The sequence below is a fragment of the Thioalkalivibrio sp. AKL10 genome (assembly GCF_000381845.1).
Classification (GTDB): domain Bacteria; phylum Pseudomonadota; class Gammaproteobacteria; order Ectothiorhodospirales; family Ectothiorhodospiraceae; genus Thioalkalivibrio; species Thioalkalivibrio versutus.
This window is the reverse complement of sequence record NZ_KB907142.1, coordinates 902,555-917,761: the sequence shown is the minus strand read 5'-3', so window position 1 is coordinate 917,761 and position 15,207 is coordinate 902,555. Positions and strand designations below refer to the sequence as shown.

The 15,207-nt window shown below is 67.2% G+C and carries 13 protein-coding genes; 4 read left to right on the top strand and 9 right to left on the bottom strand.

Annotated elements, in window-relative coordinates; translation table 11 throughout:
- Window positions 1–292 precede the first annotated feature (292 nt).
- Together G333_RS0104390 and G333_RS0104385 are read left to right on the top strand one after the other, a co-directional pair.
- Window positions 293–1,798 carry a SulP family inorganic anion transporter gene (locus G333_RS0104390; RefSeq protein ID WP_019627770.1) on the top strand — a complete coding sequence of 502 codons (1,506 nt, stop codon included), beginning with the start codon at window positions 293–295 and terminating at the stop codon, window positions 1,796–1,798.
- Window positions 1,799–2,001: 203 nt separating this feature from the next.
- A complete protein-coding gene (locus tag G333_RS0104385; protein WP_018948200.1) occupies window positions 2,002–2,730 on the top strand; it encodes a rhomboid family intramembrane serine protease in 729 nt (242 codons plus the stop codon).
- A gap of 111 nt (window positions 2,731–2,841) precedes the next feature.
- Here G333_RS0104385 and G333_RS0104380 read toward each other — a convergent pair whose 3' ends face one another.
- Window positions 2,842–4,905, bottom strand: coding sequence for a TonB-dependent receptor (locus G333_RS0104380; protein ID WP_231373025.1), 2,064 nt, complete (start codon window positions 4,903–4,905; stop codon window positions 2,842–2,844).
- 73 nt (window positions 4,906–4,978) lie between these two features.
- Window positions 4,979–6,424, bottom strand: coding sequence for a hypothetical protein (locus G333_RS0104375; RefSeq protein ID WP_018950936.1), 1,446 nt, complete (start codon window positions 6,422–6,424; stop codon window positions 4,979–4,981).
- A 210-nt stretch (window positions 6,425–6,634) separates the two neighbouring features.
- Here G333_RS0104375 and G333_RS0104370 point away from each other — a divergent pair, with 210 nt between their 5' ends.
- The gene (locus G333_RS0104370; protein WP_019627768.1) at window positions 6,635–7,660 is read left to right on the top strand and encodes a porin; all 1,026 of its coding nucleotides are present in this window, start codon (window positions 6,635–6,637) and stop codon (window positions 7,658–7,660) included.
- A 121-nt stretch (window positions 7,661–7,781) separates the two neighbouring features.
- Here G333_RS0104370 and G333_RS0104365 read toward each other — a convergent pair whose 3' ends face one another.
- Window positions 7,782–8,654, bottom strand: coding sequence for a dienelactone hydrolase family protein (locus tag G333_RS0104365; protein ID WP_019627767.1), 873 nt, complete (start codon window positions 8,652–8,654; stop codon window positions 7,782–7,784).
- A gap of 118 nt (window positions 8,655–8,772) precedes the next feature.
- Window positions 8,773–9,237, bottom strand: coding sequence for a tRNA (cytidine(34)-2'-O)-methyltransferase (locus tag G333_RS0104360; RefSeq protein ID WP_018937435.1), 465 nt, complete (start codon window positions 9,235–9,237; stop codon window positions 8,773–8,775).
- Here G333_RS0104360 and G333_RS0104355 point away from each other — a divergent pair.
- The gene (locus G333_RS0104355) at window positions 9,236–10,228 is read left to right on the top strand and encodes a dihydroorotate dehydrogenase (RefSeq protein WP_018937436.1); all 993 of its coding nucleotides are present in this window, start codon (window positions 9,236–9,238) and stop codon (window positions 10,226–10,228) included. The genes G333_RS0104360 and G333_RS0104355 overlap by 2 nt on opposite strands.
- 250 nt (window positions 10,229–10,478) lie before the next feature.
- On the opposite strand, the gene ntrC is transcribed toward G333_RS0104355, so the two are convergent.
- From ntrC to G333_RS0104330, 5 genes are all read right to left on the bottom strand, one after another.
- A complete protein-coding gene (gene ntrC / locus G333_RS0104350) occupies window positions 10,479–11,915 on the bottom strand; it encodes a nitrogen regulation protein NR(I) (protein WP_018145059.1) in 1,437 nt (478 codons plus the stop codon).
- Window positions 11,915–13,012: a nitrogen regulation protein NR(II) gene (gene glnL, locus G333_RS0104345; protein ID WP_018937437.1), complete on the bottom strand. Its 1,098-nt coding sequence runs from the start codon at window positions 13,010–13,012 to the stop codon at window positions 11,915–11,917. The genes ntrC and glnL overlap by 1 nt, the downstream gene beginning before the upstream one ends.
- 188 nt (window positions 13,013–13,200) lie before the next feature.
- Window positions 13,201–13,857 (bottom strand): DUF4124 domain-containing protein, encoded by a 657-nt coding sequence (locus tag G333_RS0104340; protein WP_019627766.1) that lies wholly within the window; start codon window positions 13,855–13,857, stop codon window positions 13,201–13,203.
- 102 nt (window positions 13,858–13,959) lie between these two features.
- Complete coding sequence (locus G333_RS0104335) at window positions 13,960–14,814, bottom strand: hypothetical protein (RefSeq protein WP_019627765.1); 855 nt, start codon at window positions 14,812–14,814, stop codon at window positions 13,960–13,962.
- Window positions 14,814–15,206 carry a DUF2782 domain-containing protein gene (locus G333_RS0104330; protein WP_018950931.1) on the bottom strand — a complete coding sequence of 131 codons (393 nt, stop codon included), beginning with the start codon at window positions 15,204–15,206 and terminating at the stop codon, window positions 14,814–14,816. Before G333_RS0104330 ends, G333_RS0104335 begins: the two co-directional genes overlap by 1 nt.
- Window position 15,207: the final 1 nt, after the last annotated feature.

Here is a 15,207-nt window from a genome sequence, read left to right as displayed (position 1 = left end):
CGCATGAAACCGACCCGGCGTACGCGCCCGGGGTCATGAAAACTTCAGAACCGACTACATAGAGTGGTACAATTTCGCGCCTTTCCTGAGCGGTTCTCAGTCTGTACTGGCACCGAACCGCTTGCAACCGCGCCATCCACTGGTGGCAACCGGGCCCGGCTACTTCCCGGGGAAGCGCCGATCCAACCCTTCGCGTGGATCCGCGCCTCCCAAAGTCTCTGGTACCTGTTCGTTCACCCGTTGATCCCGACCCTGGTCGGCTTCGGCGCGCACCGGTATTGGGGAACGCAACGTGCAGCAGACCATACAAGACTTCCTGTCCCGCCAGCGCAAGGTCTGGTTCTTCAATGTCCGCGGCGACCTGATCGCCGGGATCGTGGTCGCGCTAGCTCTGATCCCCGAGGCCATTGCCTTCTCCATCATCGCCGGCGTGGACCCGAGCGTGGGCCTGTACGCCTCGTTCACCATGGCGGTGGTGATCGCCTTCGCCGGCGGGCGGCCCGGAATGATCTCGGCGGCAACCGGGGCGATGGCCCTGCTCACGGTCACGCTGGTGGCCGAGCACGGGCTGCAGTATCTGCTGGCGGCCACCATCCTGACCGGGCTCATCCAGCTCCTGTTCTCGTGGGCCAAGCTCGCGCGCTACATGATGTTCATACCGCGCACCGTGCTGGTCGGCTTCGTCAACGCGCTGGCGATCCTGATCTTTCTCTCCCAGGTGCCCTACCTGGTGGATGGCGACACCACCATGTGGGCGCTGGTCGCGGCCGGCCTGATCATCCTCTACGGCCTGCCGATGATCCCGGGCTACCCGAAGCTCCTGCCGCCACCGCTGGTCGCGATCATCGCGCTGACCGCCGTCGTCTACTACATGGGCATGCCCACGCTGGAAGTCGGTGACATGGGCGACCTGCCCTCCGGCCTGCCGGTGTTCCTGTTCCCGGACATCCCGTGGAACCTGGAGACCCTGCAGATCATCTTCCCGACCGCCTTCGCGCTGGCGATCGTTGGTCTGCTGGAGTCGCTGCTGACAGCCTCGATCCTCGATGACCTGACCGACACCCCCTCCGGCAAGAACCGCGAGGCCCAGGGCCAGGGCATCGCCAATATCGTCACCGGCTTCTTCGGCGGCATGGCCGGCTGCGCGATGATTGGCCAGTCGGTCATCAACATCAAGTCCGGAGGGCTCGGCCGTTTGTCCACGCTGGCGGCCGGCCTCTTCCTCCTGCTGTTCATCGTGTTCTTGGGCGACCTGGTCTCGATCATCCCGATGGCCGCGCTGGTCGCGGTGATGATCATGGTCTCCATCGCCACGTTCGACTGGGGCTCGCTGACCACGCTGCACAAGCTACCGCGCACCGATGCCGTGGTGCTGATCGTGACCGTCGCGGTCACCGTGATCACCCACGACCTGTCGATGGGCGTGTTCGCCGGCGTGCTGCTCGCCGCGATCTTCTTCGCGCGCAAGATGGTCAAGGCGGTGGAAGTGAAGAGTGACCTGTCGGAGGACGGCAAGACCCGTATCTACACCGTTCGCGGCCAGCTCTTCTTCGTCGCCGTGGACAAGTTCATCGACAGCTTCGACTACCGCGAAGGCATCCATAACGTCGAGATCGACCTGACCCGCGCCTCGCTGTGGGACAGCTCGGCCGTGGCCGCGATCGACAAGGTGGTCGGCAAGTTCCGCCGTAACGGCATGGAGGTCGACGTGAAGACCCCGCACGGCGAAAGCGGCGAACTCCACGACAAGCTCGCCCTGCACGACAAGGGCGCCGACCTGGGGCCGGGCGGGCACTAATCCCGCCGTTCGCCTTCGGCACCGTCATTGCGAGGAGCCGAAGGCGACGCGGCAACCTCCATCCGGAACCACCGGCTCCCGACTCGGTGCCAGCTTTGGGAGGTTGCCACGGCCCCTGCGGGGCCTCGCAATGACGGTGCCAGGGGCGGCGCCCGGGAGCCAGAGAAATTGGACCTCGTGCCCGAGCGTGGCAGGCTAGGCACATGATGAATCTGCGCCGGCCGGCACCCCCGACCGATCCCAGGGCCGAACGCGAGCGCATTCGGCGCGCCCTGATGTGGCCCATGCTCGGGGCCGGCATCCTGATCGCGATCCATGCGCTGCAGGAGCTGACCGGCGGTGACTGGTCACGCCTGGGCATCCTCCCGCGCGACGCGGTCGGGGTGCTGGGCATCATCACCTCGCCGCTGATCCACGGCTCCTGGGGCCACCTGCTGGCCAATGTCCCGACCCTCTGGGTGCTGGGCATGCTGACCCTCTACGGCTTTCCCCAGGCCACGCGCACGGCGGTGCCGCTGATCTGGCTGATGGGTGGACTGGGCGTGTGGCTGTTTGCCCGCGAGGGGCTGCACATCGGGGCGTCCGGCCTTACCCACGGTCTGATGTTCTTCGCGGTCGTGATCGGGATTCGCCGCCGCGATGCGCTGTCCATCGCGCTCGCCATCATCATCCTGTTCCTTTACGGAAGCATGCTGTGGGGCGTGTTCCCCAGTGGTCCCAAGGTGTCCTTCGAGGCACACCTGTTCGGCGCGGTGGTGGGCGCGGTCTGTGGCGGGTTCCTGTACCGGCGTGACCCGTTACCCCCGGCGCGCCGATCCTCCTGGGAGGACGACGACGAGACCGACCCGGAGACCCTGCGCAAGATCGAGCAGGGGCGGTTGGACGAGATCGAGCCAAGACAGCCGCCGGAGGAACCGGGGCGACGTGATTAGTCGGACACGTGTGTTGATGCGGTTCGCTACGCTCAGCGCATCCTACGATGATGCTTCCGGACCCGCAGATCGTAGGGTGCCGTGAGCGCAGCGAACCGCACCGCCCCCCTCTCACTGTCCGAAATACATCCGCACCCCCGCCATCAAGGTCAGACCCGGCGCTGGCTCGTAGTAGCGGCCGCCCGCCGCATTGATCCGGATGTTGTCGACATTGTCCGCATCCAGCAGGTTGTTGGCGGCGACGAAGGCCTCGGCGCGGGTACCTCCCTGCTGCCAGAACCGGCCGGCGCGCAGGTTCAGCGTCGTCTGCGGCCCCACCTTCTCCGTGTTCGCGTTATCCGCGTAACGCGACCCCACATGCAGCGCGTCCACGGTCACGAACCAGGGGCCGTCGCGCCAGTCGGCCTCGACGAACAACTGCTCGCGCGGCAGCCCCGGCATCCGGTTGCCGTCATGGCGAACACCCTCGGCATCCTCGAACTCGCGAAAACGGAAACGATTGAGGCTTGCAGCGGCGCTCAGGGTCCACTGTGGGTTCAACCGCCAGTCTGCGCTTAGCTCAACGCCATCGCGGGCCGTGCGCCCGGCGTTGGTATAGAACGTCCGGTCGCCCTGACCTTCAAGCTGGTACGGCGACAGCTCGTCGCGCACCCGGGTAGCGTAGACCGAGGCCTCCCAGGAGAGCTGCGGATTCTCGCGCCGGATACCGACCTCGATACTGCGCGCCCGTTGTGGGTCGACCTCGGGATTAAAGCCGCCTCCGCCCTCCGGATTGGCAAACTCGGTGAAGGTCGGGGTCTCGAAGTTGGTCGCCACATTCACGTAGGCGCGATACTCGGGCCGGAAGTGCCAGATCAGCCCGGCCATGCCGCTGGTCTCGTCAAAGGTCCGCCGGCCTGATCGGTCCGTGACGTCATTACCGTCGTCAAACCGCTCGACGAAGTGATCGTCGATGGACATGCGAATACGGTCGTGACGGGCGCCGGCCACCAGGTTCCAGTCCGACCCGAGTGCGGTATCGGTCTGGACAAATACCCCGCGAGAGCGCGCCTGTTCACGCTGATCCAACGTCAGGTCGCCGATCGAAGGCGTGCCACCCGGGCAGTTCGCGGCTCCCTGAATGTCGGTACAGCGCCGGGTCCGGTCGTCGCGCTGCTCCTCCAGATCAACACCGGTCAGCACGCGGGTCGGCCCGATATCGCGCTCGTACTGGGCATTGATCCCATAGAAATCGCGTTCGTAGGCCACCCGGGAATCCCCGGGGAAGGGGAGCTGCTGCGCATAATCGCGCTGGGTCCAGAATCCGCCCAGGCGCAGCTCGCCCCCGGCCAGCGGCTGCTCCCATTGCAGGCCGGTGGTCAGCTGTTCGGCGGACTGGGTACTGTCCAGCGCCGTGGCCAGCGGGGCCGCGGCACGCCGGTCCTCGCGCATCTCCTCGCGGGTCAGGCCGCCGGGGTCATCGGTGCGCGGCGCATCGAGGTAGCGCAGGTGAAAGTTGAGGGTGCCGGCTTCCAGTTCCGAGGCGGTGTGCAGGCGCAGATAGCGCTTCTCGGCGGTGGACTGTTCGCGGTAGCCGTCGATGGCGAAATCATGTGCGGTCAGGGAATAGCGGTGGGTGCCGTGGTCCTGCTCCGCCACCGCCTCGGCGCGACGATAGCCGTAGCTGCCCAGCAGCACCCCGCTGCCGAAGCCGCGCGGATCCCGCCCATCGCGGGTGCGCGCAGCGATCACACCGCCGGAGGCATTGCCGTACAACGCCGCGCTGGGCCCGCGCAGCACTTCAATGTCGCGCAGATTCAGCAGATCGATGGCATCCACCTGCGACTGCCCGTCCGGCGTGGTCTCGGGGATCCCGTCCTGGAGGATGCGCAGTCCACGCACCCCGAACGGGGCGCGTGAACCGAACCCGCGGATCGAGATTCGCGCATCCTGGGCAAAGTTGTAGCGGTTCTGCGCGAACAACCCCGGCACACGGTTGAGCGCCTCGTCCAGCTGCAGGCCCTGGCGCCCCTCGGTGGCCTGGCGCTCGTCGACCCGGCTGACCGCCGCCGGCAGATCCGCCAGCGGGGTCGCCAGGCGCGGCGCCGTCACCGTGATCTCGACCGGATCGAGCACCGGCGGCGCCTCATCCTCCGCCCATGCCGGGGCGAGCCCCAAGCCTGCCAGGGGAAGCACCAGGACGGCCCCGCTGAATGCGCCACGGGCATCCCGGCCACTCGCACTGAGCAACCGCTTCGGCACGCTGCCGTTACTCCCGGAGAATCAGCCGTTCGGTCAGGAGCTCGCCATGGCCGAGGAAGGCGTCATACAACGCGCGGCTGCGCTCCGCCAGAGGAGAACCCTCTTCCCAGGCGCCGGGCCGATCGAACGCTTCCCCGATGCGGTAGCCATTGCCAACGGCCTGCACGAAGGCCGCGACCGACCGTGTGGTCACCCGGGGGTCGATGACGCGCCCATCGGCGTAACTGAGGGCCGCGGGGATCGTCCCGTCCTCCAGCTGGTAGTCCAGCGCACCCAACAACAACCGGTCGATCGCACGTCCCACCTGGCCTTCCAGCTCCGGGGTGCGCTCGCCGATCAGGCCCGCGGTGCCCTCACGCTCGCGCAGTAGCGAGAAGCCGCCAGTCAGCTGATGCACGAAACGCCACTGCGCCGCGGTATCCACGTAATCGGCGGCTGCTCGGGCATTGCCGTCCTCGAATTTCAGCCGGGCCGGAAGGCCCCAGTCGCGCATCGGGCCATGGCCCGCCATTACCGCACCGGCAATGGCTGCGGCGCGATCCGCCAGGGTCGCGGCGCGTTCGGCATCCGCCGAGTCACCGTACAGGTACAGCATCTCGTAGAGCGCCTTGTGGCCGCGCAACATCGCTCCGATCTGGTCCAGCGACCACTCCGCGCCCTGGTCAAGCTGATAGATGCCGGCCTCCGCGTCCCATGCCGCCTCCGCAGCCTCGGCCATGGCCCGGGCGACCTCCACCAGATCCTCGCGCGAGTGGCCCAGCCAGCCCTCCAGCGCGGCACGCTCCATCTTACCCATATCCTCTGCGCCACCCGGTTTGTCCTGGCGCACCCAGGCGTACGTCGCGGCATGCAGCGCGTCCAGCCCGTAGGCGAAGCCGTCGGCTTCGGAATCATTCGCCGCATGCATGACCCCGTCGGCGTGGCGCTCGTTGACGACATGGCTGGTGAGGATAGAGATCAATGGCGAGGGCGTATGCGTCAGCTCGTCGTACAGACCGAGATGCTCGAAACGCCCGGCGCTGTGATGCATGTGATAGAGGTAGGCCGCATCGGCATAGACCGCCGGGGCCGCCTCGTCATCACCCCCTGCATGCGCCCGGATGCGGCCGTCGTCGACCAGCCGGCCGTGCACGGTATCCAGCAGCTCCAGCCAGGTCTGGCCGACGGACTGCATGGGATCCTCCGACAGATCCGGCCGGTAGCCCTCATGGCCAAGCTCGCTGTCGCGCATCAAGCGGCCCTTGACGGTCAGCGCCCCCAACACCATGAACGCATCCTCGGCGGCCATGCCCTTGGCATGCACCAGGACCCGCTCGTCCGCATCCAGCCCCTGCGCCACACCCACCGGGGTGGCCTGGGCGTTCGCCATACCCGCCAGTGTGAACGCCACGACCGTGGCCAGCGCCTTTACGGATGTCGTCATGATCTTCTTCCCCTGACGTGTGTTCGACATTCGGGCAGATCGTGTCGCCCTTGCCTGAGCAGACCGGGCACGCTTCGACCGGTTCCCCCGGATAGCCGTTGCGTCTACACAACAGTGTTGCCTTTTAACGCGATCTTCATCGCAGCTTAACCGGGGCGTCACCCGGCCTCCCCATGCTTGCGCCCTGTCGAGAGGCACTCGCGTCTCGCAAACGTTCAAACGCAAATAGGGGAGAAATCCATGAACCGCAAGCACCTGCTGACCAGCCTGATCGCCGCCGGCCTGGTCGTCCCGGCCCTGGCCACCGCCGACTGGACGCTGTACGGCCGCGCCCACCTGTCCGCCGACATCCTGGATGACGGCGCCGAATACAACGAATTCAACGTCTCGAGCAATTCCAGCCGCCTGGGCTTCAAGGGCGAGCGCGAATTCCGCGAACAGCTGGTCGGCATGTTCCAGATCGAGCAGCAGATCGATTTCGACACCAACGGCACAAACTTCGCGACCCGCGACACCTTTGTGGGCCTGAAGGGTTCCGAGTGGGGCATGCTGCGGATCGGCAAGTTCGACACCCCGTTCAAGCGCGCCCGTGGCCCGGCCAACTTCTTCGGCGATCAGGTCGGCGATATGCGCAACCTGACTCGCTCACGCGCCCAGACCGGACGTTTCGACGAGCGCTTCAACAACAGCATCCACTACCAGACCCCCAGCTTCGGCGGCCTGACCTGGAACATCCAGTACTCCAACGAGACCGGCGATGCCTCCACCGTGGACGGTGCGACCAACAAGGCCTACTCCACCTCGCTGAATCTCAACATGGGCGACCTGACCGGTGCCCTGGCCTACGAAAAACAGGAAGACGGCGCGATGGATCCGGATGCCTGGCGCCTGGCCGTTGGCTACCGCATCACGCCGGCCTTCCGCATGGGTGCCTTCTACCAGAACTCGGAAACTACCAATGGCGACGAAGCAGATGTGTACGGCCTGGGCGGGCAGTTCCGCCTGACATCGAACATGTACCTGAACGGCCACGCCTTCCAGCTGGATTCCGATCTGGACGATGCCGACGCCACCATGTATGCGCTTGGCCTCGAATACCGTGTCGACAGTGACCTGCGTTTCTACGGCAACGTCGCAATGGTCGACAACGACGCGAACTCCGCCTTGAGCCCCTGGAGTGCGGCCCGCAGTGCCAACCCCGACGATGCCAATCCCCTCGGCCAGACGGCCACGGCACTGTCGATCGGCATGCGCTACGACTTCTAACGCCGTAGCACGGACACCCCGACGGCCAGGACCGCCGGGGTGTCTACCACCCCAGGCCCTGCCGGATTACGCCCCGGCGGGGCCTTTTTCGTTGGTGCCCAGCTCGCGGACGGCAGCGAGGTCAGTCGCGCAGGTGCTGATTGACGAAGCGGGTGACGCGGATCATGGCGTCGCGCGATGCGAGGTCGTCGGCGAAGGTGCGGTTGTTGCCGTTGCGGAAGTCGAAGCCGCGGCCCACGCCCGGGTATTCGATCCAGTGCACTTCGCCCCCGCGGCTTGCGAGACCATCGGCGGCCATGCGCGCGGTGCGGTGGCGCTGGTACTGCTCCTCGTCCCCGATCAGGATCATCATCGGGATCTCGAGCTCGTTGACCTCGTTGGCGTAGCGATACACCTGGTGCGGCTCGCCCAGGTTCGGGTCCTGCAGGTGCGGGTAGTAGCCGGCCCAGCAGGCGACATCCTCGACCTGGCGCTCGAAGGTGACGGCGACCTTGAGCGCCTTGTAGCCGCCACGGGTGATGGACACCAGACAGGCGCGGTCACCCACGATGTCGTCGCGTTCCAGCAGCACGTCCAGACCGCTGTTCAGATCACCTTCCAGTTCGTAGTCATGATCCAGCGGGTGGCTTTCCATGAAACGGCCGGTGTACAGGTCCGGTGCCAGCACGACGAAGCCGCGCGCAGCCAGGCGCTTCACGTGCAGTTCGGCCAGATCGTCCAGGCCGCGCCGGCCATGGGTCCAGAGGATTGCGGGATAGTCCTCACCGTCCGCCGGACGGGCGACCATCGCCGGAATGCCGATGCCATCGCGCTCGTATTCGATGCGTTCGATCGCCACCTCGTGGTTTTCGAGATCGGCGTACATGACCCCGTCCTCCCACCAGTCGTCGTCCCACCACCAGTTGTCGGAACCGGTGGGTTCATCGGCCGCCAGCGGGGCCGAGATCAGGGCCGTGGCGGCCAGCAGACAGAAAGAACGCAGCACTGGAAACATCGGAAACCTCTCGTGGTGGACGTACGGACGCGATCGTCCTCGAAAGACGGACGGCGCGGGTGCTTTCTTCCGAGGGTAGTGCAATCCCGCAGGCCGTGCCCATCCCGCCAGGTTGGGATCATGCGCCGCCGGGAAACCCCAGCTGGCGCCAGGCCTCGTAGACCACCACCGCGACGGCATTGGAGAGGTTGAGGCTGCGGCTGCCTTCGCGCATCGGGAGGCGCAGGCGATGCTCCGGCGGCAGGGTCTCCAGGACCGACTCCGGCAGACCGCGCGTCTCCGGGCCGAACAACAAGGCATCGCCATCGCGGAAGGTCGGGGCGTCGTAGCGGGCCTGCCCGCGCGTGGTCATGGCGAACACCCGGCCAGGCTGCACCGATTCCCGCCACTGGTCGAGGCTGTCATACTCTTGCACCCGGGCCAGCTCGTGATAGTCGAGCCCGGCGCGGCGCGCCCGCGCACTGTCCAGCTCGAAGCCGAGCGGGTGGATCAGGTGCAGCGCCGCCCCGGTATTGGCCGCCAGACGAATGATATTGCCCGTGTTCGGCGGGATCTCCGGTTCATAGAGGACGATGTGAAGCATGAGTGATTCGCGCACCGATCCGCGGCTGGCCCTGGAATTCTGCGGCCTGCATTTGAACACGCCGCTGGTGCTGCTGTCCGGCTGTGTCGGCTTTGGCGAGGAATACACCCGCGTGGCGGGTTTCTCCAACCGCGATGCCGGGGCCATCTGCCTGAAGGGCACCACGGGCGCCGCGCGGCTGGGCAACGCCCCGCATCGCGTCTACGAAACCCCGGACGGCATGCTGAACGCCATCGGCCTGCAGAATCCCGGGGTCGACCACGTGGTGGACCACACCCTGCCGCAGCTGGATTTCGACGAGACGCGCTTCTTCGCCAACGTTTCGGGCTCCACCCTCGAGGAGTACATCGAGGTCACCCGACGCTTCGACGACTCGCCGATCGACGCCATCGAGATCAACATCTCCTGCCCCAATGTGAAGGAAGGCGGCGTCGCCTTCGGCAATGACCCGGACATGTCCGCCCGGGTGGTCGAGGCCTGCCGCAAGGTCACCTCCAAGCCGCTGATCACCAAGCTCTCGCCCAACCAGACCGACATCGCCGAGAACGCCCGGCGCTGCATCGAGGCCGGCACCGACGCCTTTGCGGTCATCAACACCCTGATGGGGATGGCAGTGGACGTGGAAAACCGACGCGCGGTCATCGGCAACAACCAGGGCGGCCTGTCCGGCCCGGCGATCAAGCCGATCGCGCTGCTGAAGGTGCAGCAGGTCTATCAGGTGGCCGCGCCGCACAACGTGCCGATCATCGGCCAGGGCGGCGTGATGAATGCCACCGACGCGCTGGAATTCCTGATCGCCGGCGCCAGCACCGTGGGCGTGGGCACGGGCCTGTTCTACGACGCACTGTGCCTGCCGAAGATCCTGCACGGCATCAGCGACTACATGGACCGCCACGGCTACACCCACGTGCGCGACCTGACCGGCACCCTGCAACTGAACGGTGCCGTCTCCGCCTGCGCCCCGCCTGCTCCGCAGGATCCCACCACCTGAAAGGCCGGTTCACTAAAGAGCCTGTTGACCACGAAGGACACGGAGAAAGGCGCCAATTTTTCAGAGGGGTAGGATGCGTTGAGCCATGCGAAACGCATCGGGGCCGAGCCACCCCGTGTGGCCGATGCGTTTCGCATGGCTCATCTGCATCCTACCCGTAACAAGACGATCCCTGGTTTTCTCCGTGTCCTCCGTGATCTCTGGGGTTAAATCGCCCTTGCCCTTCTTCGTGCCTTCGCGGTGAAAAGACCTACTCGTCGTCGAGGCCGAGTTCCTGGATCTTGCGGGTGAGGGTGTTGCGGCCCCACCCAAGCAGGGCGGCCGCCTGCTGGCGGTGACCACCGGTCGCGTTCAGGGCCTCGCGGATCACCGTGCGTTCCATCTGCGGCAGGACCGAGCCCAGCAGGTCGTGATCGCCGCGCTGCCAGTGCTGGCGGGCGACCTGGGCGAGTTCGGCGGTCCAGTCCCGCGGGCCGGCAGCGACACGGACCGGGGCACTCCCGGGCTCGGCACGGCTCTCGGTCGGCTGGTGCAACTCGGCCGGCAGGTCATCCAGGTGCACCTCGCGGCCCGACGCCATCACGGTGAGCCAGCGGCAGGTGTTTTCCAGCTGGCGGACGTTCCCCGGCCACGGCAGGCGCTGCAGCTCCGCGACCACCTCGGGGCGCATGGTCTTGGCCTCCACCCCCAGTTCCTGAGCGACTTCGGCCATGAAGTGCTGTACCAGCAACGGGATATCCTCCGGCCGCTCGCGCAGGGAGGGCACGTGGATGCGGATCACGTTCAGGCGGTGGAACAGATCCTCGCGGAACAAGCCCGCGCGGACGCGTTCTTCCAGGTCCTGGTGGGTCGCGGCGATGATGCGCACGTCCACCCGGATCGGGGTATGGCCGCCCACACGGTAGAACGTGCCATCGGACAGCACCCGCAACAGACGCGTCTGCAGGTCGAACGGCATATCGCCGATCTCGTCGAGGAACAGGGTGCCGCCATCGGCCTGCTCGAAGCGGCCCTTGCGACTCTGGTTGGCCCCGGTGAACGCGCCGCGTTCGTGACCGAACAGTTCGCTTTCCAGGAGATCCTTGGGGATGGCTGCGGTGTTCAGCGCGATCAACGGCTGGTCGGCGCGCGGGCTGTGCTGGTGCAGGGCCCGCGCGACCAGCTCCTTGCCGGTACCGGACTCGCCATTGATCAGCACGGTGATATTGCTGCGCGAGAGCCGCCCGATGGCACGGAACATCTCCTGCATGGCCGGGGCCTCGCCGATGATCGGGGTCTCCTCGATCTCGGGACCGGCGGGGCCGTTCTCCTGCCCGGCACGGCGCGCCTCCAGCGCGCGCTGCACCAGGGCCACGGCCTCGTCCACGTCGAACGGCTTGGGCAGGTACTCGAAGGCCCCGGTCTGGTAGGCGCCCACCGCGCTCTCCAGATCGGAGAAGGCGGTCATGATGATGACCGGCGGCGGATCCGGGCGGGTCTGCATGCGGGCGAGGAAATCCAGCCCGTTCAGGCCCGGCATGCGGATGTCGGCGACGATGGTGTCCGGGACCGGATCCCGCTCGAGCGCCGCCCAGGCAGCGTCCGCGGTCTCGAAGCCGCGCACGGCGATCGCGTGACGCTGGAGGGCGCGTTCCAGCACCCAGCGGATCGAGTCGTCGTCGTCAATGATCCAGACGATGGGTTCCATCAGTGCGTCTCCTCCCGGCCCTGGGGGGAATCAATAGGAAGCAGGATGTCGAATGAGGTCGCCCCCGGGCGCGAATGGCATTCGATCAAGCCGTCATGCAGCTGGATCAGGCTCTGGGCAATCGGCAGCCCCAGCCCGGTGCCCTCGGCGCGCCCGGTGACCATCGGGAAAAAGATGCGTTCGCGGATCTCCTCCGGGATGCCGGGGCCGTTGTCGCGCACACTCAGTTTGGCCACCAGCCGGTGGCGCTTCCCGGAGATCGTGTACTGGCGCAGGATCCGCGAGCTCAGGGTGATCTGCCCCCCGTCTTCCAGTGCATGCACCGCGTTCTGCACCAGGTTGAGGATGGCCTGCACCAGCATGTCGCGATCCGCCTGCACGTCGGGAATACTGGGGTCGTAGTCGCCGCGGATCTTCAGCCCCAGCGGCAGTTGCACGCTGACCAGGCCCCGGACGTGCTCCAGGACCTCGTGCAGATTGACGGCCTCGCGCCGCGGCATGTTGTTCGGCCCCAGCATGCGGTCGACCAGGCTGCGCAGGCGGTCCGCCTCGCGAATGATGATCTGGGTGTATTCCTTGAGGCCCGAGTCGTCCAGCTCGCTGGCGAGCAACTGCGCCGCGCCGCGCAGCCCGCCCAACGGGTTCTTGATCTCGTGCGCCAGCCCGCGCGTCACTGCACGGGTGATCGCCTGCTGCTTCTGCAACTGTTCCTCGCGGCTGATGCGCTCGTGGCGGTCGATGGCGTTCAGTTCGAACAGCAGCTGGCCTGGCCGCTCGCCGGCGGCGTGCAGTGGCGTGATGATCACGTCGGCCAGGAAGCTGTCGGCTCGGAGGGGCTCCATCTGACGGGCACGCAGCGTGATCGGCTGATCCAGGGTCAGCGCCGAACGCAGGCGGTTGGCCAGATTCCGGTCCAGCTTGAGCCATTGCCCCAGTCCGTGACCGACGATGCGTTCGCGGCTAAGCCCGAGCAGGACCTCGGCCGCACTGTTCAGGCTCAGCAGGCGCAGTTCCGCATCGGTCACCAGCACGGCCGTGGAGAGGTCGTCCCACCAGGGCGGGGTGGTCATACCGGGATTGGCAGCGGGCGTAGTCATCGAAAGGCCTCAAGCAGGAATCGCGCCAAGCGAAAATCGCCGGGCGGGACGCTGAAGCCGAGGGCTGCGTCACACCAGAAGCCTGGCCGCCGACACCCTTGAAACCGAAACGCCCCAGAGTGGTGCAATAATAGCACCACTCTGGGGCGTCAACCGCACCACTTCGGTGCGCTATGCGAGTGCCGGCGTCAATTCGGGCCAGGCGTCACCGGCTGCGGCGCCCGGGGAGCCTGCGGTGCCTGCGGTGCCTGCGGTGCTCCGCCCGACGGAAACTGCTGGGGCCGTTGCTGCTGTTGCTGACTGCGCGGGATGGCCATGCGCAGCACGTTGAACTCGATGGTATCGCTGGCGCCCAGTTCCTGACCCGACTCGTCCACGACCCGCGCCTGCAGGGTATAGGCACCGCGGCTCAGGCCCTGGAAGGTCGCGCTCGTCGAGGCCCCCTCGCCGGCAGCCTCCCCGTCCAGCAACCAGACCACACGGTGACCGGCATCGGCGTCAAGCGCCGGTTCAATCTCGAGCTCCGCGGTCACATTGCCATCGTTCGCCCGCACGCCCTCGCCATCCCCCGGCCGCGCGATGGCGACCCGCTGGTAGGCACCCTCCGCTTCGGGCTGACCGCGCGGGCGCACGGGGCGCTCGAGGATCTCGCGCGCGCCCTCCAGCGGCACGCCCCGCATCGGCTCACGCACATCGACCGATTCGCTACGGCTCCCCTCGGGGGGGCGGTCGCCGAAGTGGACATTGCCTTGATCGTCGGTCCAGCGATAGACGTCGGCACTCAGGAGCGCAGGGGCGAGAAGGGCGGCCAGGGGCAGCGCCAGCCAGACAGCGATTCGGAACATGGGCTTTCCTCCTTGGAAGGCACGGATCCACGACCCCGCCTCGTTGTGTTTGCGAACGACTGGCCCAGGCGCCCCGCACGTCAGCGCGGGCCGGCTGGGCCCTCAAGCCGCGGCGCGAACCCAGATACCCTGCAAGCGAGCCGCTTCTGCCTGAAGGGCTGCCAGCCGTTCGCGCTCGGTGCGCCCATTAGCCCCGGCCTCCAGTGCGGCAAGCCAGTCGTCCAGCGCAGCCAGGCGCAGCAGGGTTGGCGCCGCCCCTCGCTCGATGGCGGTCAACGGCCGCCGTCCGTTATATCCGGACAGCAACGCCCGGTAGCCCTCGGCATCCGGCCGCCCCGCGTCATCCACGGCGACCGCCAGGGCGAGCCGTGCGACCTGCCAGAAGGCCGGCACCGGCGCGGGCGGGAGGACCAGATCGGCCAGGCCGGCGCCCTCCGGATAGATGCGGACCGTCTGCCAGACGCTTCCCGCCAGCGGCAGGTCCTCGAAACGGTACAGCCCCTGATGGTGCAGCTCGGTATCCAGGATCGTCCGCGATTCGGCATCCAGCGAAGACGTGATTGTGTCCGCACGCTCACGCATCCTCTGCTGCAGCACGCCGCGGCGGTAGCCGTCTCCAGCGGGCAGGGCGCCGGCCGTGTGGCGGCCCTGCCAGTCGGCCGCGCGCTCGCCCAGGGCCTCCAGGCTGCCAGGCCCCTCGGCCGCGACCGTGCCCTGAATGGCCTGGCCACGCTCGAGCACCAGGACCACCTGCCCGGCCGCATCATCCGTACCCCGGCCGATCACGCGGCCACAGCCAGCAGGGACCTCGGCGACGGCCTGCTCCAGGGCCGGCGCCGCGGCGGCCGGCAGGCGCAGGCACTGCACCGGCCGGCCGTCGAGTTCCGGCCCCTCGGGACCGACCGTCAGTGCCAGATCGGCAAGCTCGCCGCAGCGCTGAATTTCGGATTCGTTCATTACCATCGGAAAATCACCCAGGACGGGGGTACAAAGTCGGGATCCAGCTCGTTGCGGCGACCATCCAGCGTGCCATCGCCGGTGGTATCAATCAGGTAGTAGGTCGGGCCGACCGCGGGCGTAACCTCGACCATGACCAGCTCGCCGCCCATGCGGTACTCGCGCCGCGTCTCGCCATCGCGCTCGATAATGATGATGTCGGCCTCTTCCAGGGAGCGCTGCTCGCGGGCGCGCTCGTCCAGCACCGGGGGCGGCGGATCGGCGGCCTCGTCCAGTTCCGGCGGCGGCGGGGCATCCCCCCACTCGCGGTCTTCCTGCGCCAGCGCCGAACCGGGCACCAGCAGCAGGGCCGCCAGCAGCGAAAGGGGCAGGCTCAGGCGGGTCGGGGTCATC

Coding starts and splice junctions, on each gene's coding strand:
- G333_RS0104335 (WP_019627765.1), bottom strand. CDS start 14,814: ATGAACGAATCCGAAATTCAGCGCTGCGGCGAGCTTGCCGATCTGGCA.
- G333_RS0104370 (WP_019627768.1), top strand. CDS start 6,635: ATGAACCGCAAGCACCTGCTGACCAGCCTGATCGCCGCCGGCCTGGTC.
- G333_RS0104385 (WP_018948200.1), top strand. CDS start 2,002: ATGATGAATCTGCGCCGGCCGGCACCCCCGACCGATCCCAGGGCCGAA.
- G333_RS0104360 (WP_018937435.1), bottom strand. CDS start 9,237: ATGCTTCACATCGTCCTCTATGAACCGGAGATCCCGCCGAACACGGGC.
- G333_RS0104365 (WP_019627767.1), bottom strand. CDS start 8,654: ATGTTTCCAGTGCTGCGTTCTTTCTGTCTGCTGGCCGCCACGGCCCTG.
- ntrC (WP_018145059.1), bottom strand. CDS start 11,915: ATGGAACCCATCGTCTGGATCATTGACGACGACGACTCGATCCGCTGG.
- G333_RS0104375 (WP_018950936.1), bottom strand. CDS start 6,424: ATGTCGAACACACGTCAGGGGAAGAAGATCATGACGACATCCGTAAAG.
- G333_RS0104330 (WP_018950931.1), bottom strand. CDS start 15,206: ATGACCCCGACCCGCCTGAGCCTGCCCCTTTCGCTGCTGGCGGCCCTG.
- G333_RS0104355 (WP_018937436.1), top strand. CDS start 9,236: ATGAGTGATTCGCGCACCGATCCGCGGCTGGCCCTGGAATTCTGCGGC.
- glnL (WP_018937437.1), bottom strand. CDS start 13,012: ATGACTACGCCCGCTGCCAATCCCGGTATGACCACCCCGCCCTGGTGG.
- G333_RS0104340 (WP_019627766.1), bottom strand. CDS start 13,857: ATGTTCCGAATCGCTGTCTGGCTGGCGCTGCCCCTGGCCGCCCTTCTC.